The organism is Curtobacterium pomorum (genome assembly GCF_044497295.1).
In the GTDB taxonomy this organism is placed as follows: Bacteria; Actinomycetota; Actinomycetes; order Actinomycetales; family Microbacteriaceae; genus Curtobacterium.
In genome coordinates, this window is record NZ_CP172409.1 from 733,604 (window position 1) to 750,995 (window position 17,392).

Annotated in this window: 18 protein-coding genes; 5 read left to right on the forward strand and 13 right to left on the reverse strand. The window is 68.2% G+C overall.

Going from position 1 to position 17,392, the window contains the following annotated elements:
- Positions 1 to 23: 23 nt before the first annotated feature.
- Both ACGH48_RS03565 and eno read left to right on the forward strand, forming a co-directional pair.
- Positions 24 to 509: an inorganic diphosphatase gene (locus ACGH48_RS03565; RefSeq protein WP_092091760.1), complete on the forward strand. Its 486-nt coding sequence runs from the start codon at positions 24 to 26 to the stop codon at positions 507 to 509.
- A gap of 138 nt (positions 510 to 647) precedes the next feature.
- A complete protein-coding gene (eno, locus tag ACGH48_RS03570) occupies positions 648 to 1,982 on the forward strand; it encodes a phosphopyruvate hydratase (protein ID WP_092091758.1) in 1,335 nt (444 codons plus the stop codon).
- Here eno and ACGH48_RS03575 read toward each other — a convergent pair.
- Positions 1,967 to 2,893 carry a LysR family transcriptional regulator gene (locus tag ACGH48_RS03575; protein WP_092091756.1) on the reverse strand — a complete coding sequence of 309 codons (927 nt, stop codon included), beginning with the start codon at positions 2,891 to 2,893 and terminating at the stop codon, positions 1,967 to 1,969. The two genes, eno and ACGH48_RS03575, sit on opposite strands and share 16 nt — an antisense overlap.
- A gap of 171 nt (positions 2,894 to 3,064) precedes the next feature.
- On the opposite strand from ACGH48_RS03575, the gene ACGH48_RS03580 reads away from it, so the two are divergent.
- Together ACGH48_RS03580 and ACGH48_RS03585 are read left to right on the forward strand one after the other, a co-directional pair.
- Positions 3,065 to 4,129: a TDT family transporter gene (locus tag ACGH48_RS03580; RefSeq protein ID WP_396290210.1), complete on the forward strand. Its 1,065-nt coding sequence runs from the start codon at positions 3,065 to 3,067 to the stop codon at positions 4,127 to 4,129.
- A gap of 140 nt (positions 4,130 to 4,269) precedes the next feature.
- Positions 4,270 to 4,698, forward strand: a complete 429-nt coding sequence (locus tag ACGH48_RS03585; RefSeq protein ID WP_254787291.1) for a uracil-DNA glycosylase — start codon at positions 4,270 to 4,272, stop codon at positions 4,696 to 4,698.
- A gap of 26 nt (positions 4,699 to 4,724) precedes the next feature.
- On the opposite strand, the gene ACGH48_RS03590 is transcribed toward ACGH48_RS03585, so the two are convergent.
- Positions 4,725 to 6,074: a dihydrolipoyl dehydrogenase family protein gene (locus ACGH48_RS03590; protein ID WP_396290212.1), complete on the reverse strand. Its 1,350-nt coding sequence runs from the start codon at positions 6,072 to 6,074 to the stop codon at positions 4,725 to 4,727.
- Positions 6,071 to 6,385: a thioredoxin family protein gene (locus ACGH48_RS03595; protein WP_396290213.1), complete on the reverse strand. Its 315-nt coding sequence runs from the start codon at positions 6,383 to 6,385 to the stop codon at positions 6,071 to 6,073. Before ACGH48_RS03595 ends, ACGH48_RS03590 begins: the two co-directional genes overlap by 4 nt.
- Before the next feature lie 54 nt (positions 6,386 to 6,439).
- Between ACGH48_RS03595 and ACGH48_RS03600 the strand changes: the two genes are divergently transcribed.
- Positions 6,440 to 6,835 (forward strand): heavy metal-responsive transcriptional regulator, encoded by a 396-nt coding sequence (locus tag ACGH48_RS03600; RefSeq protein WP_092091748.1) that lies wholly within the window; start codon positions 6,440 to 6,442, stop codon positions 6,833 to 6,835.
- Between the two features lie 64 nt (positions 6,836 to 6,899).
- Here ACGH48_RS03600 and ACGH48_RS03605 read toward each other — a convergent pair whose 3' ends face one another.
- From ACGH48_RS03605 to ACGH48_RS03650, 10 genes are all read right to left on the reverse strand, one after another.
- Positions 6,900 to 8,237 (reverse strand): NADH-quinone oxidoreductase subunit N, encoded by a 1,338-nt coding sequence (locus ACGH48_RS03605; protein ID WP_396290214.1) that lies wholly within the window; start codon positions 8,235 to 8,237, stop codon positions 6,900 to 6,902.
- A 38-nt stretch (positions 8,238 to 8,275) separates the two neighbouring features.
- Complete coding sequence (locus tag ACGH48_RS03610; protein WP_396290215.1) at positions 8,276 to 9,748, reverse strand: NuoM family protein; 1,473 nt, start codon at positions 9,746 to 9,748, stop codon at positions 8,276 to 8,278.
- Between the two features lie 17 nt (positions 9,749 to 9,765).
- Complete coding sequence (locus tag ACGH48_RS03615; protein ID WP_396290216.1) at positions 9,766 to 11,595, reverse strand: proton-conducting transporter membrane subunit; 1,830 nt, start codon at positions 11,593 to 11,595, stop codon at positions 9,766 to 9,768.
- Positions 11,592 to 11,894, reverse strand: a complete 303-nt coding sequence (gene nuoK / locus ACGH48_RS03620) for an NADH-quinone oxidoreductase subunit NuoK (protein ID WP_092091742.1) — start codon at positions 11,892 to 11,894, stop codon at positions 11,592 to 11,594. Before nuoK ends, ACGH48_RS03615 begins: the two co-directional genes overlap by 4 nt.
- Positions 11,891 to 12,457: an NADH-quinone oxidoreductase subunit J gene (locus tag ACGH48_RS03625; RefSeq protein ID WP_396290217.1), complete on the reverse strand. Its 567-nt coding sequence runs from the start codon at positions 12,455 to 12,457 to the stop codon at positions 11,891 to 11,893. The genes nuoK and ACGH48_RS03625 overlap by 4 nt, the downstream gene beginning before the upstream one ends.
- Positions 12,454 to 13,416 (reverse strand): complex I subunit 1 family protein, encoded by a 963-nt coding sequence (locus ACGH48_RS03630; protein ID WP_396290218.1) that lies wholly within the window; start codon positions 13,414 to 13,416, stop codon positions 12,454 to 12,456. The genes ACGH48_RS03625 and ACGH48_RS03630 overlap by 4 nt, the downstream gene beginning before the upstream one ends.
- The gene (locus ACGH48_RS03635; RefSeq protein ID WP_396290219.1) at positions 13,379 to 14,497 is read right to left on the reverse strand and encodes a hypothetical protein; all 1,119 of its coding nucleotides are present in this window, start codon (positions 14,495 to 14,497) and stop codon (positions 13,379 to 13,381) included. Before ACGH48_RS03635 ends, ACGH48_RS03630 begins: the two co-directional genes overlap by 38 nt.
- Entirely contained in the window at positions 14,488 to 14,838 is a 351-nt protein-coding gene (locus ACGH48_RS03640; protein ID WP_096897501.1) for an NADH-quinone oxidoreductase subunit A, read from the reverse strand. The genes ACGH48_RS03635 and ACGH48_RS03640 overlap by 10 nt, the downstream gene beginning before the upstream one ends.
- A gap of 81 nt (positions 14,839 to 14,919) precedes the next feature.
- Positions 14,920 to 17,121 (reverse strand): cation-translocating P-type ATPase, encoded by a 2,202-nt coding sequence (locus tag ACGH48_RS03645; protein ID WP_175350997.1) that lies wholly within the window; start codon positions 17,119 to 17,121, stop codon positions 14,920 to 14,922.
- Entirely contained in the window at positions 17,118 to 17,345 is a 228-nt protein-coding gene (locus tag ACGH48_RS03650) for a heavy-metal-associated domain-containing protein (RefSeq protein ID WP_111058318.1), read from the reverse strand. Before ACGH48_RS03650 ends, ACGH48_RS03645 begins: the two co-directional genes overlap by 4 nt.
- Positions 17,346 to 17,392 lie beyond the last annotated feature (47 nt).

The following is a 17,392-nucleotide window of genomic DNA, read 5'->3' on the forward strand; positions in this document are numbered from 1 at the left end:
TCCGACTGGGAGAAGAACAGCTCATGCACTTCGACATCACGATCGAGATCCCCCGCGGCAGCGGCAACAAGTACGAGGTCGACCACACCACCGAACGGATCCGCCTGGACCGGGCGGTGTTCACCAGCATGGTGTTCCCGCAGGACTACGGCTCGATCGACGACACTCTCGGCGATGACGGCGACCCCCTCGACGCGCTCGTGCTGCTGCCCCGGCCCACGTTCCCCGGCGTCGTCATCGACGTCCGCCCGGTCGGGATGCTCCGCATGGTCGACGAGAACGGCGGCGATGACAAGATCCTCACCGTCCCCGCCGGAGACGTCCGCTTCGACCACGTCCAGGACATCACCGACGTCGCCGAGCCGGTCCTGGCGGAGATCGAGCACTTCTTCGCCCACTACAAGGAGATCGAGCACGGCAAGCACGTCACCACCAACGGGTGGGCGAACCGTGTCGACGCCGAAGCCATCATCCGCTCCGCACAGGAACGGTTCACCCCGCACCCCTGACCGGCACCCGCGCACCATCCAGTGCGCGCCCTGAACCGCCGTGGGGAGGCAACTGGCGCCCAGTGATCGCCAGGAGGTCGTCCCTCCGCCTCCCCGCGGCCCACACCCGCACGACCAACCCGAAAGGCGACAACCGCCATGAACGACTACATCAGCAACGTCCACCACACCATTCACCATCAGGGCGAGTACGTGACCCACACCAGCCGCCCCGTCACCATCAGCAGTCTGCACGGCTCCCGGATCCTCGACTCCCGCGGCTACCCAACGATCCAGGTGCGTCTCGAGCTCGAGGACGGCACCGTCGTCACCGGTGACGCCCCCGCAGGCGCATCCACTGGCGCGCATGAGGCCGTCGAGCTCCGCGACGGCGGCAGCAGCTACGGCGGCCGCGACGTGAGCCAGGCACTGCACCTCATCACGACGGACGTCGCACCGATGATCACCGGCCAGTCGTGGACCTCGATCGGGCAAGTCGACGCCGCCCTCGCCGCCCTCGACGGCACCCCGAATTACCGCCGGCTCGGCGCGAACAGTGTCGTCGCGACCTCGATCGCGATGGCACGCGCTCTCGCCGCCGCAGCGGAGCTGCCGCTCTGGCGGTGGATCGCAGACGTCACCGGCAGCACGCCCCGCCTGCCCGTCCCGCACTTCAACGTGCTCAACGGCGGAGCACACGCAGCGAACGCGCTCGACTTCCAGGAGTTCATGATCGCCCCGGTGAACGCCGAGACCATGACCGACGCGGTTCGGATCGGGTCGGACGTCTACCACGCACTGGCGGCACTGGTCCGGGAACGGTTCGGCAGTCTCGGTCTCGGTGACGAAGGCGGCTTCGCCCCATCGATCGCCGCGCCCGAGGAGGCCCTCGACCTCCTCGTCGCCGCGATCAGTGCCGCTGGCTACGAGCCCGGAGTCGACACCGTCGCGATCGCACTCGACCCGGCGGCGAACGAGTTCGCGCTCGGTGACGGTAGCTACCGGGTCGTGGACCGCCGGCTCGACCGCGCAGGCATGGTCGACTACTACCGCGGCCTCATCAGCCGGTATCCGATCCGGAGCATCGAAGACGGCTTCTCCGAAGATGACCACGGCGGCTGGAAGGCGATGTCGTTCGCGCTCGGCGACAAGCTCCAGATCGTCGGCGATGATCTCTACGTCACCGATCCGCAGCGCATCCGCGACGGCGGCAAGGACGGGCTCTCGAACGCGGCGCTCATCAAGCCGAACCAGATCGGCACCGTCTCCCAGACCCTCGACGCGATCGGCGTCGCACGCTCGCTCGGGATGCGGAGCATGGTGTCGCACCGGTCCGGGGAGACCAGCGACACGTTCATCGCGGACCTCGTCGTCGGCACCGGAACCGGACAGATCAAGTCCGGCGCATCCGCCCGCGGAGAACGCGTCGCGAAGTACAACCGGCTCACCGAGATCGCGGAGAACAATCCGGAGCTGTCCTACGGGCTGCGCTGACCCCGACCGGCCACCTCGTGGGCGACGCGCAGGAAAGCAGAACCAGCTGGCTGGGGCTCTCCCGACCAGATCGCCCGCAACGGCCGGGCAAGTGGCGGCCCAGAGAGCGGGACCCGCACCAGCGTCCCATCGTTGATGTCGGCGGCGACCGTGCGAAGGCTCATCACCGCCGGTGCAATTCCAGCCTGCGCGTTCGCCCGGATGATGCTCGTGGTCTCCAGCACCGCGGCCGGAACCGACATGTCCAAACCAGCTGCCCTGAGCCATGCGGCGAGGGTCGCGCGAGTCCCGGAACCTTCTTCTCGCAGGAGCAGAGCCGTCGCCGCCAGGACCTCCGCAGTGATCCCGGTCGACCGAGCCCAGGGATGGTCCGGCGCAACGACGACCGCGAGCTCATCGTCCGCGATCACCTGCGCGGACACACCGGCCGCCGTCACCGGGGTTTCCGTGAACCCGAGGTTCGCGCCACCCGACTGCACGAGGTCCGTCACCGATGCGGAGTTGCCCGCGATAAGACGCACCTCTACGTCTGGTTCACGGCGTCGGAATTCGAGCAGCCAGCCCGGCAGCAGCAGCTCCGCGATCGTCTGTGACGCTGCGACGACGAGCGAACCCGTGGGAGCCCGCAGCGCAGCCACTCCTGCCTCGAGGTGGCGAGACGCGTCGAGGACCGGTCCGGCCAGCCCGACGACCAGACGACCGGTCTCGGTCAGCACCGACCCCGTGGTCAAGCGGTGCACTAACAAGTGACCGACCATGCGCTCGGCGACCCGGATCCGAGCAGACACCGCCTGTTGCGTGACGCCGAGCGCTCCAGCGGCAGCGGAGAGGGAGCCGGTCTCGGCGACGCGCGCGAGCACGTCGAGTGTGTCGAGGTCGAGCGTTCGGTCCGTGAGTCGCCGTAGTGCCACAACCAACGATTGTGCCCCGCCAAGAGGTTCCCGGTACTACCAGAGGCAGGATTCGCGCAGGCTTGGCCCATGACAACGCTCCGCACTGATCCTGCACCCGCGAACGGTAGCCAGCTGCCCCAACGGCCGCAGACGGCGTTGTTCCGCGATCTGGAGCGGCCAGGCCTGATCGTGTCGAACCTCACACCGAACTGGTTCGCGTCGATCATGGGCACGGGGATCGTCGCCGTCGCAGCTGCGTCACTGCCGCTGCAGTTCCCCGGTCTGCGCATCGCGGCGACGCTCGTGTGGGCGATCGCCGCGGTGCTCCTCGTCGCCCTCACGGTCGCGACGGTGCTGCACTGGATCCGCTACCGGAGCACCGCAGCCGGGCACCACCTCAACCCGGTGATCTCGCACTTCTACGGCGCACCACCGATGGCGTTCCTCACCGTCGGCGCCGGGACGCTCCTGCTCGGCAAGGACTGGGTCGGCCTGCCCGCCGCCGTCACCATCGACTGGGTCCTGTGGACCATCGGCACCATCGGCGGACTGCTCACGGCAGTCCTGGTGCCGTACCTGGCGTTCACCCGCCACGAGAACAAGCCCGACTCCGCGTTCGGCGGTTGGCTGATGCCCATCGTCCCGCCGATGGTGTCCGCCTCCACCGGCGCCCTGCTGCTGCCGTACGCTCCCGCCGGACAGGCGCGGGAGACGCTGCTGTGGTCGTGCTACGGCTTCTTCGGGCTCAGTCTCGTGACGTCGCTGGTCGTGATCACGCTGATCTGGAACCGTCTCGCGCACCACAAGGTCGGGGCCGCCGGCATGGTGCCGACCCTGTGGATCGTGCTCGGACCCGTCGGACAGTCGATCACGGCGGTGAACCTCCTCGCCTCGAACGCACCCACCGTCGTCGATGCCTCCACCGCTCAAGCGCTCCTGGTAGTGGCGTTGGTGTACGGGTTCGCGATGCTCGGCTTCGCGCTGCTGTGGACCGTCATCGCCCTCGCCGTCACCGTCCGGACCGCCCGCGAACACCTGCCGTTCAGCCTGACCTGGTGGTCGTTCACGTTCCCCGTCGGCACCTGCGTCACCGGACTCAACGGGCTCGCCCTGCACTCAGGCCTGACCGTCGTTGCCGTCCTCGCCGTCATCTACTACGCCGGCCTCGTCGCCGCATGGATCACCGTCGCGATCCGCACCTTCCAGGGCTCCGTCATTCGTGGCACCCTGTTGGCACCGCCACACCCGGCATGAGCACCCCCGAGAAACTCGCTGACGTTCGATCGCTGAACGGTCTCGCGGAGACGTGGCGGACCGCGCCCAACGGCAGCCGACGGTTCGTCCCGAGCTTCGACCCACGATCCGGCGGCAGATCCAGCCGTGTCCTGGTCCTGATGCAGTCGCCCGGCCCCCAGACCATCGCCGCAGCGCACGCAGCTATCTGCAGCGAGGACAACCCGGGCCCGACCGCGGCCGCGTTCCGAGCAGCCCGAATCGAGTCCGGACTCGCACGCGGCGAGTACGTCCGCTGGAACCTCATCCCATGGGAACTGCCCGACCGCGTGCGACTCGCGGACATCGACGAGGGGCGGCATGCCCTCGCCACACTGCTCGCGGCCCTCCCCGCTCTCACCGCGATCGTCACGTACGGGGCCGTCGCCCTCGACGGCGTCATGCGACACCTCACCCTGGACGAGCAGCCCCGACTCCTTCCGGTCATCGCAGCACCACATCCGTCTCCCGCCAACGGCCGCCACCGCTCGGAACAACACTTCCGTTCCGTGCAAGCACTCCGGCTCGCCGCGCGAGCGCAACAGACGTAACGAATACGAAGGTATATGTGACAAGTTCAGAGCAGGGACCCGAGGTCGGAGCCGAGGGAGGGGTAGGTGGCGGTGGCGGATCTGAATTGCCGTGTCGTGAGCCCGAGTTTGATGGCGAGGCCGAAAGTGTTGATCAGTTCCGAGTAGCCGGGGCCGAGGAGGTGTGCGCCGAGGATTTGGTCGGTGCGGGTGTCGATAATGACCTTGGCCGCGGCAGTGGTTTCGGCCGCCCGGTAGGTGGAGTACCAGCCGCTGGTGTCGGTGAAGCGGATGGCGATGTCGTGGCTCGGGGCCGCTTCTTCTTCGAGGAGGCCGACGCGGTTGAGTTCCGGGATGGTGAATATGGTCGTGGGGACCCCGATGTAGTCAGGTGCCGTGGTGGTGCCCTTGAGCATGTTCGACGCGGCGACTTTCCCTTCGAACACGGCCACCGGGGTCAGGGGGCGCCCGGCCGTGTCGGCGGCGTCTCCGGCGGCGTACACGGCGGTGTTGGTGGTGCTTTGCAGGTGGCCAGCTACCGTGACCCCACGCGGACCGCTGGCGATGCCGGCAGCGTCCAGGCGCAGGCTCTCGACATTCGGGACGCGGCCGGCGCCGTGGACGACGAGGTCCGCATGGATGCGCTTTGCTATGCCGTCACTGTCGACGCCGATCTGCAGTCCGGTGGAAGTGGCGTCCACCGTGGAGACGCGGGTATCGCGCAGGATGCGGATGCCCGCCTGCTCGCTCCGTGACACCAGCAGCCCCACCAAGTCGGGATCGAATTCGCGCAGCGGCCGAGGACCGTGGTCGACGATCGTGCACTGCGCACCAGCTCGGGCGGCGATGTGGGCGAACTCAAACGAGATGAACCCGCCGCCAATGAACACGATCCGCTTGGGCAGTTCCTCCAGATCGAGGAACTGGGTGCTGTCGATCAGGTGCTCCGCCCCGGGGAACGTCAACGGCTTTGGTGTGGCGCCGGAGGCGATGAGGAACCTTTCCGCCTGATGGGTCGTGCCGTCGATGCTCAGGGTGTTCGGACCGGTGAACTCAGCGTGGCCGTGGAAGGTGGTGGCGCCGTTGCCGGTGAGCTCGTCTTCCATGCCCTTCGGTACCCCATCCGTGAAGCCGCGTTTTCTCTGCATCAAGGCTGCCCAGTCGACACTGAGGCCGTTTTCCTGAATACCGGTGCCGTTCATCAGTCGGGCGGCATCGATGACTTCCGCTCCGCGGCGGAGGATCTTCTTCGGGTCGCATCCGCGAAGAGCGCACGTGCCCCCGTAGGGCAGAGCATCGACGATGCCGACCCGCCACCCTTGTGCCGCGCACTTGTTAGCTGCGGACGTGCCGGCCATTCCGGCGCCGATGACCAGCAGGTCGAACACGTCGCTCATCGGGTGCCTGCTTCGATGTCCGCGATCGCATCCCGGAGTTGCTCTGTCGTCGGGGACCCGGCAAGGCCTTCGGGCGTCAGATACACCCGGCACGACAGGCCAGGAGGAGCGTCTGGTGCAGGGAACAGTGCTGCCCCGTCAGCCAGAAGAGTAGGAGACCCGCGGAAGTCGACCGATTCCGCTTCCTCCTGCGTTTCGATGCGGTGCCGCTTTACCGTGACCTCGGGTCGTTCCGCGGTGATCGCGGCGAGGCGCTCCGCGACCGTTCCCCGATTCGGGCATCCATCGAAATACTGCAACGTGATCTCCATACGCCGACCGTAAACGTTGCAGCGAGGTACAAGGTCAAGTGGTGTGATGGAAGCATGCGCATCGGAGACCTCGCTGCCGCCACCGGCGTCAGCACGCAAACCATCCGCTTCTACGAACGCGAGGGGCTGCTTCCGGTGCCGAGTCGAGGGAGCAACGGATACCGGGTCTACACGGATGAGGTCACTACACGGGTCGGGTTCATCCGTGCCGCTCAAGCAGCTGGGCTAACACTGTCTGACATCGCCGGCGTTCTCGCCCTCCGACAGGAAGGGCAGGCACCGTGCTCGCACGTGCTTTCGCTTCTCACCAGCAAGCTTGGAGCGGTCAGAGCCCGCCAACAGGAACTCGCTCGTCTCGAAACGGAACTCGTCGCCATGATCACAACGAGTTCGACCTTAGATCCGACCACATGCACGGAGCGCAGCGTCTGCGACATCATCCCGCAGTAACGTCATCTGCAACCGTGGAGAGACTCAGCGTCGAAGGCCTCAATGCCAATGGGAACCGGCCAAGTCACAACTGCAAGAGGGCTGGACTGCTGGCGACGGCGACGATGATCAGTGCACCGATCGTTACGGCGGTGACCGCTTGCAGCGGAACTGCGGCGGGGCGAGATCGGGGTTCCTCCGGTGCCTGGAAGGCCGTTGACACCCAGCGGAGTGCGTAGAACAGCGATGCGACTGAGACGGCTGCGGCGATGACCACCAGCCACGGCATCCCGCCCTGCCAGGTGGCCGTGAACACGGCGAGCTTGCCGACGAAGACGGCGGTTGGTGGTGTCCCGACAAGGCTCAGCAGGCCGACCAGGATGACACTGGTGATGACGGGATGTTCCCGTGCCGCTCCGCGCCAGGAGGGAATTGTCCTGCGGTCTGGGAGCGCGGCGATCGCGGCGAAGAGGGCCAGGTTGGTCACGGCGTAGAACACCAGGTACATGAGCAGGGCGGCGCGCGCCGACGGTTCGACACTGATCACAGCGACGGGCATCAGTAGGAACCCAACCTGGCCAACCGTGGACCAGCCGAGCAGCCGCGGGGCGCTGCGTTGCCAGAATGCCGCGAGGGTGCCGAGGATCATGCTTGCGGCGGCGAGCACACCGACCAGCAGCGACGCGTTCACGGTGCTCGGTATGACGTCGACGAGGCGCGCCAAGGCGATCAGAGCCCCGATCTTGGGGACGGTGGTGATGAACGCGGCGATGCCGAGCCCGGCGCCCTCTGCTGCATCCGGAACCCAGAAATGTCCGGGGACCGCTCCGGCTTTGAACAGCAGGCCGGCGAGGACACCGATGAATCCGAGCGCGATCGCCGTCACCGGCACGTGTGGCAGCGCCTGTTGAAGCTCGGGGTAGGTGCTGCCGCCGGCGACACCGACGAGGACGGCGATGCCGAAGAGCATCACGACGCCGAAGATCGCGCCCAGCAGGTACGTCTTCATTGTCGCCTCAGCCGCCCCCGGGGATCGGGACAGTCCGATCAACGCGTAGAGCGGCACGGTCGCTAGGAGGAACCCGGTGGCGACGATGAGCAGGTCGTTGGCGCCGGCGAGGACGACCGTGCCGAGTGCCGCCAGGAGCAGCAGCGACGCGGTCTCGCTCTCCCGAGCGGAACCTCGGGACTCCTGACGTCCGATGAGCATCACGACCGCGGTCGCCAACGGTACGAGGATCCTGATCGTCGTTGTCGCGTTGTCGAGTGCGTAGCTGTCACTGAAGACGGTCGATGGCCCCGTGCTCAGAGCAGCGGTGACGGCGCTGCCGCACGCCACGGCGATCGCGAACCAGGTCACGAGCACCTGCCTGCGTCGGGGCAGGAAGCTGCCGCCGAGGAGCGCGACGATCGCGCCGCCCATCATGATGATCTCCGGCAGGAGCGCGCCGTAGTTCATGTTCACGCGGGACCTCCGACCAGTGCGGCGAGCTGTCGGGCGGCGGGAGCGATGAGCTGCAGCAACGGTCCGGGTACCACACCAATCGCCAGGGAGAGCAGCAGGAGCGCCCCGACCGTCACGGTCTCCCGAGCGGTGACGTCGGTGAATCCGTCGGCGAGGTGTTCCGTGGGTCCGGTGAGCAGCTTCTGCACGGTGCGGAGGAACAGGGCTGCGGTGATGAGGATCCCTGGCAGCGCGATCGCGGCGATTGCTGTTGCACCGATGCTGCCGGCGAAGATCTGGAACTCGGCGATGAAGCCACTGAAGCCGGGGATCCCGAGTGACGCGAACGCGGCAATGGCGAAGAGTCCGGAGAACCGTGGGGCGGGCTTCGCGAGGCCGCTGTAGTCGCTGATCTCGTAGCTGCCCCGCCGGTCGTGGAGGACGCCCGCGAGGAGGAACAGCGCCCCGGTGATGAGTCCGTGCGACACCATCTGCACGGTCGCGCCGGTGATCGCCAGCTGTTGCGCCTGCGCAGAGGTTGCCCCGGTCATGCCCGCGGCGCCGACGGCGAGCACGACGTAGCCCATGTGGTTCACCGAGGTGTACGCGATCAACCGCTTCACGTTCGTCTGCGCGAGCGCGACGAGCGCTCCGTACAGCACGGACACGATGCCGACAATGACAATCACCCAGGACCAGGACCTCCACGCGTCCGGGAGCATCGGCATCGCGATGCGGAGGAACCCGTACGTGCCCATCTTCAGCAGGACACTCGCGAGGACGACAGAGCCAATGGCGGGTGCGTCGGTATGTGCCGGTGGCAGCCAGGAGTGGAATGGGACCGTGGGGGTTTTGACGGCGAAACCCACGACGAGCGCGGCGAGGACGGCGCCGGCGGCGAGGGGTGTGCCGGTGAAGCCGTTCCGGGTGAGCTCGACCATGTCGAAGGTGTGCGGTGCGGAGCCGAGGTAGAGGCAGATGAAGCCGAGCAGCAGCGCCAGGGATCCGAGGAATGTGTAGAGGAAGAACCGCAGCGCAGACCGCTGGTGGTCGCCGTGTCCCCACCCGGCGATCACGAAGTACATGCCGACGATGGACAGGTCGAAGAACACGAAGAACACGAGCAGGTCCTGCGCGGCGAACACCCCAAGACACGTGGTCTGGAGGGACAGGAAGAGTGCGGCCTGCGGGCGGGGCCGGTCGGTGTCCCGCATCGCCCAGAGCGCGCAGACGAGGAACACAACGTCGGTCAGGAGCAGCAACGGGGCGGAAAAACCGTCAACACCGAGGTGGTAGCTGGTGCCGACGCTCGGCATCCACTCCATCCGCTCCTCCCAGCGCAGCCCCGACGCGGTGGATCCGGGGATGGACGCGAGGACCCCGAGGACGAGCTCCACGATGCTCGTCATCAGCCACACCCACGCGGCTGCCCGTCCGGACATCGATCGCGTCAGGGCGAGGACCGCCGCGACGACAACGGGAAGGAACACGATCAGACTGAGCACGATCACCTCACGACCAAGAGCAGGACAGCTGCGGCAGCGACGGTCACGGTCGCGCCGATGTAGTAGTGGTGCACCTGGCCGGTCTGCGGTCGCCGAGCCAGTCGACCGAGGACCGCGACGGCGGAACCGATCCACCCCGTCACGGCGGCGGGGCCACGCTGATCAAGAGCGCGCGCGGCTCGGGCGGTCTGCTCGAGCGCACGGCCCGACCGATCGACTGCCGTGCCGTAGCGGTCGTCCAGACGCGCGAGCGCGGCGGCGAGTCGCAGTGTCGGCGTGGCGATGACGGCAACGGCTGCCCGCTCCAGCCCGAACCAGTGCATCCCACTGCGGACTGTGGGTGTGCGCCACAGAGTCAACAGGACCACGACCACCGCGATTGCCCCGGACGCCGCGAGCTCCGGCCACGACACCGACGTCCCGGAAAGCGGAGCGAGCATCGGATGCAACAGCGGTGTGCCGAGAAGCGCAAGTCCGGCTGCGGCAACGGCAAGCACCACCATCGGGACGACCGCGAGGCGTGGCACCCGCCGGGTGCCGCGCTCTTCGTCGTCCCAGGACGCTTCCGGTGTGCCGGCACGCCGCCACAGCAGCGCGATGATCCGGGCGGAGTAAGCCGCTGCAAGTGCCGCTCCGGCCAGGCCCGCCGCATACAACCAGGGTTCTTCCTCCAATGCTGCGGCGAGGACGACGTCCTTGGCGTACCAGAGCGACAACGGTGGCAGGCCGGCCAGCGACAACGCACCGACGGTCGCGAGGACGCCGACCGCGGGCCAGCGGGCGGCGACGCCGCGGAGACCGGTGAATTGTTTCGTCCCGGTGGCCGTCAGCCATGCGCCCGCGGTGAGGAACAGCAGCGCTTTCGTGGCGGCGTGTGCGACGAGCTGCGCGGTGCCGCCGCTGACCGAGCCGACGCCAGCGGTGAGGACGACGAACCCCAGCTGGGATGCCGTCGACGCGGCGAGGACCTGCTTCACGTCCCGCTGCGACAGTGCGATGACACCGAGGACGATCGCGGTCGTGACGCCCAGCCACGCCGCCGTCGGACCTGCCCAGCCGGTCACGTTCAGGAGCGGTTCGACGCGGAGGAGCAGGTACCCGCCCATGGCGACCATCGCTGCGGAGTGCAGCAGCGCACTCACCGCGCTCGGGCCCTCCATGGCGCGGGAGATCCAGAATGAGAACGGCAGCTGCGCGGCCTTCCCCAAGCCGGCAGCAAGCAGCCCCGCGGCCGCGACGTGCACCCAAGGGCCTGGCAGCGACTGCAGTGCGGTGAGTGACCAGGTGCCGCCGCCGGCGATGACTGCGCCGGCGACGAGGTACAGACCGAGGTCCCCGGCGCGGGTGACGGTGAACGCGGTGAATCCGCCGGCGACGCGGTTCCGGTCCTGCCAGCGGAACCCGATGAGGGCGTAGGAAGTGGCGCCCATCACCTCCCATGCGGCGAGCAGCAGGGGCAGGCCAGTCGCGGTCACGGTGACGACGACGGCGGCGAGGAAGAGCAGCATCAGCCCGTGGAATCGGGCCGCGGGACGGGTGCGGTCCGCGGTGGCGAACACGAGTACGAGGAATCCGATCCATGCCACGGTCGGCAGGACGACCGCGGCCAGTGCGTCGACACGGAGGTTCGGGCCGGGGGCCGCAAGCATCGCCGGCACCCCGCCGGTCACCTCCGCACGTGTGACGGCCGCGGTCGTGGCGGCAACGGCCATGACCGCGGCCGTGGCGAGGCTGACGGGGATGGCGACCCGTTCGGCCAGGCGTCCGGCCGTGGCCAGTGCTGTTCCGATGAGGGCGGGCAGGATGATGGCGGTGATCAGCGCGGCGGTCACTGGCTGAGGTCCGTTGCGGAGTCGGTCATGTCGGAGTTCCGGGAACGGTGCAGGATCGTGGCGACAGCGAAGCCCATTGCCATCTCGATTGTCATCGCCGCGATGATCACCAGCAGCAGCACTTGCCCGTCGACGGTGGGTGCGAGGTACCACCAGAACGCGGCGGCGGCGAGGATGACGGCGTTGATCATCACCTCGATGCCCATCATCACCATCACCACCACCTGCTGCGAGATCGCGCCGTACAGTCCGATGGCGAACAGCGCAGCAACGACGAGCAGAACGAGTTGCAGCGTCATCGTCCGACACCTCCCGGCTCCGGGTCAGCGGGGGCATTCTGGAGGTCGTCCCCGAGCCGGTCGTACCGGCCACGCGGGTTCGCCAGGACGAGGGCGGCGATGATCGTGGCGAACAGGATCGGGCTGATCGTCAGCATCACCAGCATCTTCGAGCCCATGATCGCCTCGCCAAGGGCACGGGTGGTGTCCGCCGCCGCGGTCCCGGCACGGGCTGGCCACGGGATGAGGAGCGCCGCTGCGGCGAGGCCGACGAACACGGCGGCCGCGATCACTGCCGCGGGGCGTTTGCTGTGGGTCATGTCCATCGGCATCAACGCCGGATTCATGCCCATATAGGAGACCATGAACACCGCCATCACGGCCATCTCCATCACCATCATCAGGATCGTGATGACCCCGATGAAGTCCAGGTGCAGCATCAGCACGGCGACACCGACGGCGATGAACGACACCGCCAGCGCGTACGTCGCTCGAGCCATCGAGTTCACCCGGAAAACTGCGGCCGCGGCGAGCACCGCGACGACCGCAGCGACCCAGAACATGATCGTCGCCATCATGGTCATCCCTTTCCCATCACGGTGAGCACCGACGTGATCAGCAGCTGCAGCAGGACCAACGGCAACACAAGGACCCAGCCCAGCTCCGCGAGCCGCTGCGGCCGGATCGCGGGCATCGCGTGTCCGAGCAGGAGGAACACGGCGAGCAGCGCACACGTCTTCAACAGCACCCATAGCGCCGGCGGAAGCAACGGACCGGCACCGCCGCCGAGGAACATCGGCACGGCGAATGCGGCGCCCGCGACGAGCAGACACCATCTGCCGGCGAGAACGAGCAGTCGGTCGACGCCGGAGAGTTCCCCGAGGATACCGCCGGCGATGTCTGTGCCGGCGGGAAGCGCGAACGGACCCCAGGCGGAGAACGCGGTGACGGAGGCGCAGTAGACGATGAACGCGACCGGCATTGTCAGGGCGAACCAGATCGGTTGCTGCGCGGCGACCACGTCGGTCAGCCGAAGGCTCTGCGCACCGATGGCGGGGGCGGTCAGGGCGAACATCAGCGGGATCTCGTACGCCAGGGCCTGCGCCAGGAATCGGTACCCGCCGATCAGGGGGTGCACGCTGTTGCCGCCCCAGCCAAGCAGCCACCACAAGGCCCAGAGGGAGACGTCGACGGCGTTGAACCACACCACGCCGACCGGGATGTCCAGTGGCACGATAGCGCCGACGGGAACGGCGAGAGCGGCGAGGAACGCGGCGATGACGAGCCCGGACCCGCCGATCCGCCACAGAAGGGAGTCCGCGCCGAGCACGGATCGACGTTGTTGGCGGAGGAGCCGGCCGGTTTCCCGGAACGGCGAGAGGACCCCAGCACGCACCGATGTCCCGCGGTCTCGTGCTGCTAGGGCGGCGTTGCCGCTGGCGGCCAGGATGGCGAGGACGAGGACGACGCCGGGCAGGACGAGTGCCCAGAGGGCGTTTCCGACATCAACCATGCTGATGCCGTGTCGTCGTGCCGGCTTCATCGGTGGTGTCCGTACGGGGGCTGGGATGCAGGGTGAGTGCGGCGACGACGAGGCGGGCGCTGCCGATGTCGCGTCCTTTAACCAGGGATGGGATCTCATCTACCGGCGTCGCCGGTTCCGGCTCGAACTGACGTCCGTTGAGTGCGGCGTCTGCGCGCTCGAGTCGAGTGAGGAGGACCGTGCGGACGTCGATGTCGGGTCGAACCTGGAGGCCGCGCAGGGACCAGCGGAGCATCACGGAGCGCTCGATCCGGCGGCGCAGCGGCCGAATGCGTTCCCGCGCCTGGTCCCGGCGGCCGGTCACGGCAAGATCCCGTACGCGGAGCGTCCGGGCTGCCACGGCATCCCATCCGGCGACGGCGAGTATCTGGGCGGCCTGGTCGAGCGCGGAGGCCGCACCGTTCTGTGGCTCCCCCCACTTGTGGTCGTCGACATCGATCACCGAGGCGGAGGCGTCGGTGATGGTGTCGCCGGTGAGCGTCACGTCCAGGATCACGCCAGCTGGCCAGACCGGCAGGATCGGACCGAGTCGCCGGTGCAGCACGTCCATCTCCAGCCCGTCCCGATCATCCGCCCCGTCGGCGAGTGGGTAGCCGCCCGGACCGCTCATCGACATGTGATCCATCGACATGTGGTCGTGACCGCCCATGGGCATGTCGTGTTCATGCATCGATTCGTCGGTGTCGTCCGGGTGCTCGTCGTTGGGATGTTCGTGGTCGGGGCCGTCCTCGGCGAGGTGCCGGCCATCGATCCCATCCTCGCGAGCGGCGGAGCGCTGTGCACGTCGGTCCGTGAGTGAGTCCTGCGCGGTCGTGAAGACGGTGCCGATTTCGTCGGGGCTGGTCAGTGCCGCCCGGTGCTTCGGGTAGGGCATCTGATCCCACACGCGGTCGATGACCGTCCGCATCTCTGGTCCGGGGGTTCCGCACACGAGCAGGACGTCGCTTTCGGCCGGGTGGGTGGCCAGGACATGACCGGCGGACGCAGCCGCTGCTTCCAGTGCAATCCGGGCTGCACCGTTGCCGGGCACCTCGACGAGGAGCACATGCAGCGGTCGGCGGCGATCCGTGGTCACACCCATCGGAACGCTCCTTCCCGCCAGGCCCAGACGACACCCGCCAGGAGAACCCCGAGGAAGACGAACATCTCGATGACCGCCTCTGCACCCATCTGCGCGACAACGACAGCCCACGGGTACATGAAGAGCATTTCCACGTCGAACGCGAGGAACACCAGCGTCATTGGGTACCAGCGGGTGTGGAAGCGCGAGAGCGCGTGTTCCTGGAGATCCCACCCGGACCCGAACGGCAGCACGTCTTTGCGAATCGGAGCGACCGCTGTCGCTCGAGACAGCAGCATCAGGGCGGCGATGCCGAGCAGTGCGACGCCGAGCACGATGCCGATGGTGATGTACCCGGACATTCGATCTCCTTCCCGAGCTGCTATACCCCGGAGGGGTAATGCGGGTGAGTGTAGGCGGGCGGCGGGCTCGGTGTCCGCCGGTCAGCGAGGCTGGAACGTGCGCAGGCGCAGGCTGTTGCTGACAACGAACACCGAGGAAAGGGCCATCGCGGCGCCGGCGATCATTGGGTTCAGCAGGCCGGCCATCGCGAGCGGGATCGCGGCGACGTTGTAGGCGAAGGCCCAGAACAGGTTCACCTTGATCGTGCCGAGGGTGCGGCGGGCGAGCGCGATCGCGTCCGCCGCGGCGCTCAGGTCCGCTCGGATGAGGGTGATGTCGGCGGCTTCCATGGCCGCGTCGGTGCCGCTACCCATCGCGATCCCGAGATCAGCGGCGGCGAGAGCGGCGGCGTCGTTGACGCCGTCGCCGATCATCGCCACGGACCGGCCCTGCTGCTGCAGCCGGGTGACGGTCCGGTACTTGTCTTCGGGTCGCACCTCGGCTTCGACGTCGTCGATGCCAACCTCCGCTGCGACGGTCCGGGCGACGTCTTCAGCGTCGCCGGTGAGCATGATCGTGCGCAGCCCCATGTCGTGCAGGCGACGGATCGCGTCCGGGCTGGTCGGCGCGATGGTGTCCGCGACGCTGATGACGCCGCGGGCTGCGCCGTCCCATGCGACAACGACCGCGGTCGCGCCGCCCTGTTCCGCGGTCCGGACCGCGTCCGTGACCGCTTCGGGGATGGTGATGGCCCACTGGTCGGTCAACCAGGCGGGTCGGCCGACGAGCACGAGGGTGTCGTCGACGACGGCTTGGACGCCGAGCCCGGCGGTGGACTGGAACGTGTCCGCGGTGGGGTGGTCGGTGGCGGCTGCGGTGATGGCGCGGGCGATGGGGTGTTCGGATCCTGCTTCCGCGGCGGCGGCGAGGGCGAGGACTCGGGTGTCGGTTTCCCCGCCGACGGCGGTGACCTGGTGGACGCTCATCTTGCCGGTGGTGACGGTGCCGGTCTTGTCGAGCACGACGGTGTCGATCCGGCGGGTGGCCTCGAGGACCTGGGGTCCGCGGATGAGGATCCCGAGCTGGGAGCCACGTCCGGTGCCGACGAGCAGCGCGGTCGGAGTTGCCAGCCCCAGGGCGCACGGGCAGGCGATCACCAGGGTCGCAACGGCGGCGGTGAACGCGGCTTGCACGTCGCCGGTGAGCAGCAGCCACCCGATGAGGGTCAGCACCGCCAGGCCCATGACGATCGGGACGAACACGGCGGAAACCCGGTCGGCGAGGCGCTGCACCTCGGCCTTGCCGGTCTGCGCGGACACGACGAGCCGGCCGATGCGGGCAAGCTCCGTGTCCTGGCCGACGCGGGTGGCTTCGACGATGAGTCGGCCGCCGACGTTCACGGTCGCGCCGGTGACGGTGTCGCCGGTGCCAACCTCGACGGGGACCGCTTCACCGGTCATCACGCTGGTGTCGATCGCGCTCGTGCCATCGGTGATGGTTCCGTCGGTGGCGATGCGTTCACCGGGACGGACCACGAACCGGTCCCCGACCTGCAGTGCTGCGGTCGGCACCTCAGTTTCGACACCGTCTCGGAGCACCCGGGCAGTCGGTGCACCCAAGGCGAGGAGCGCCTGCAGGGCGGCGCCGGAGCGGTCCTTCGCGCGGGCCTCGAAGTATCGGCCGGCGAGGAGGAACACCGTCACCGCGGCGGCGACTTCGAAGTACGGCTCCGGAGCCGCGCCCGGGTGTGGGAACCAGGAGAACGCCATCTGCATCCCGATGTGCCCGGCGCCGCCGAACACGAGCGCCCAGACGGACCACACGGTCGCGGCGGCGACGCCGACGCTGACGAGGGTGTCCATCGTCGCGGCCCCATGCCGGGCGTTGATCGCGGCAGCACGATGGAACGGCCACGCACCCCACACAGCGACCGGCAGCGCCAGCACCAGAACGGCCCACTGCCATCCCGGGAACTGCAGTACCGGGACCATCGACAGCGCCACCACCGGCACGGCGAGCACCGTGGACACGATCAGGCGCCGCCGCAGCGGCGCGAGCTCGTCGGTGTCCGCACCGGGCGGTTCGGGCAGGTGCGCACCGTACCCGGCCGCTTCAACGGTGCGGATCGCGTCGTCGACAGCGAGGTCCGCAGGCAACGTGACGGAGGCGCTTTCGGTGGCGTAGTTCACGCTCGCGGTCACGCCGGGCAGCTTGTTCAGCTTCCGCTCGATCCGGTTCGCGCACGACGCGCACGTCATCCCCTCGATCGTCAGCTCAACCGCCGGGGTGCTGGTCGTGGTCATGATGCGACCAACGTGTAGCCGGCCTCCTCCACAGCGGCGGAGACTTCCTCCTGCGGCAGGTCGCGAGTGCTGGTCACCCGAGCGGTGGAGACACCGCCAACGTTGAGGTCGATCGTCACGTCCGTGACGCCCGGCACGGCGACGAGTTCCTCGTTGACACTCATCACGCAGTGCCCGCACGTCATGCCCGTAATGCCGTACGTGTTCGTCAGCTGCTCGCTCATCGTGGTGATCCCTTCGTCGTCCAAATTCGTCAGGTACCCTAGGGGGG

What these genes read in the sequence shown, in the direction of transcription:
- ACGH48_RS03595 (WP_396290213.1), bottom strand. Translation starts at nt 6,385, where the DNA reads ATGGAGATCACGTTGCAGTATTTCGATGGATGCCCGAATCGGGGAACG.
- ACGH48_RS03645 (WP_175350997.1), bottom strand. Translation starts at nt 17,121, where the DNA reads ATGACCACGACCAGCACCCCGGCGGTTGAGCTGACGATCGAGGGGATG.
- ACGH48_RS03635 (WP_396290219.1), bottom strand. Translation starts at nt 14,497, where the DNA reads ATGGGTGTGACCACGGATCGCCGCCGACCGCTGCATGTGCTCCTCGTC.
- eno (WP_092091758.1), top strand. Translation starts at nt 648, where the DNA reads ATGAACGACTACATCAGCAACGTCCACCACACCATTCACCATCAGGGC.
- ACGH48_RS03565 (WP_092091760.1), top strand. Translation starts at nt 24, where the DNA reads ATGCACTTCGACATCACGATCGAGATCCCCCGCGGCAGCGGCAACAAG.
- ACGH48_RS03590 (WP_396290212.1), bottom strand. Translation starts at nt 6,074, where the DNA reads ATGAGCGACGTGTTCGACCTGCTGGTCATCGGCGCCGGAATGGCCGGC.
- ACGH48_RS03625 (WP_396290217.1), bottom strand. Translation starts at nt 12,457, where the DNA reads ATGACCATGATGGCGACGATCATGTTCTGGGTCGCTGCGGTCGTCGCG.
- ACGH48_RS03650 (WP_111058318.1), bottom strand. Translation starts at nt 17,345, where the DNA reads ATGAGCGAGCAGCTGACGAACACGTACGGCATTACGGGCATGACGTGC.
- nuoK (WP_092091742.1), bottom strand. Translation starts at nt 11,894, where the DNA reads ATGACGCTGCAACTCGTTCTGCTCGTCGTTGCTGCGCTGTTCGCCATC.
- ACGH48_RS03585 (WP_254787291.1), top strand. Translation starts at nt 4,270, where the DNA reads ATGCAGTCGCCCGGCCCCCAGACCATCGCCGCAGCGCACGCAGCTATC.
- ACGH48_RS03630 (WP_396290218.1), bottom strand. Translation starts at nt 13,416, where the DNA reads ATGAAGCCGGCACGACGACACGGCATCAGCATGGTTGATGTCGGAAAC.
- ACGH48_RS03600 (WP_092091748.1), top strand. Translation starts at nt 6,440, where the DNA reads ATGCGCATCGGAGACCTCGCTGCCGCCACCGGCGTCAGCACGCAAACC.
- ACGH48_RS03640 (WP_096897501.1), bottom strand. Translation starts at nt 14,838, where the DNA reads ATGTCCGGGTACATCACCATCGGCATCGTGCTCGGCGTCGCACTGCTC.
- ACGH48_RS03605 (WP_396290214.1), bottom strand. Translation starts at nt 8,237, where the DNA reads ATGGGCGGCGCGATCGTCGCGCTCCTCGGCGGCAGCTTCCTGCCCCGA.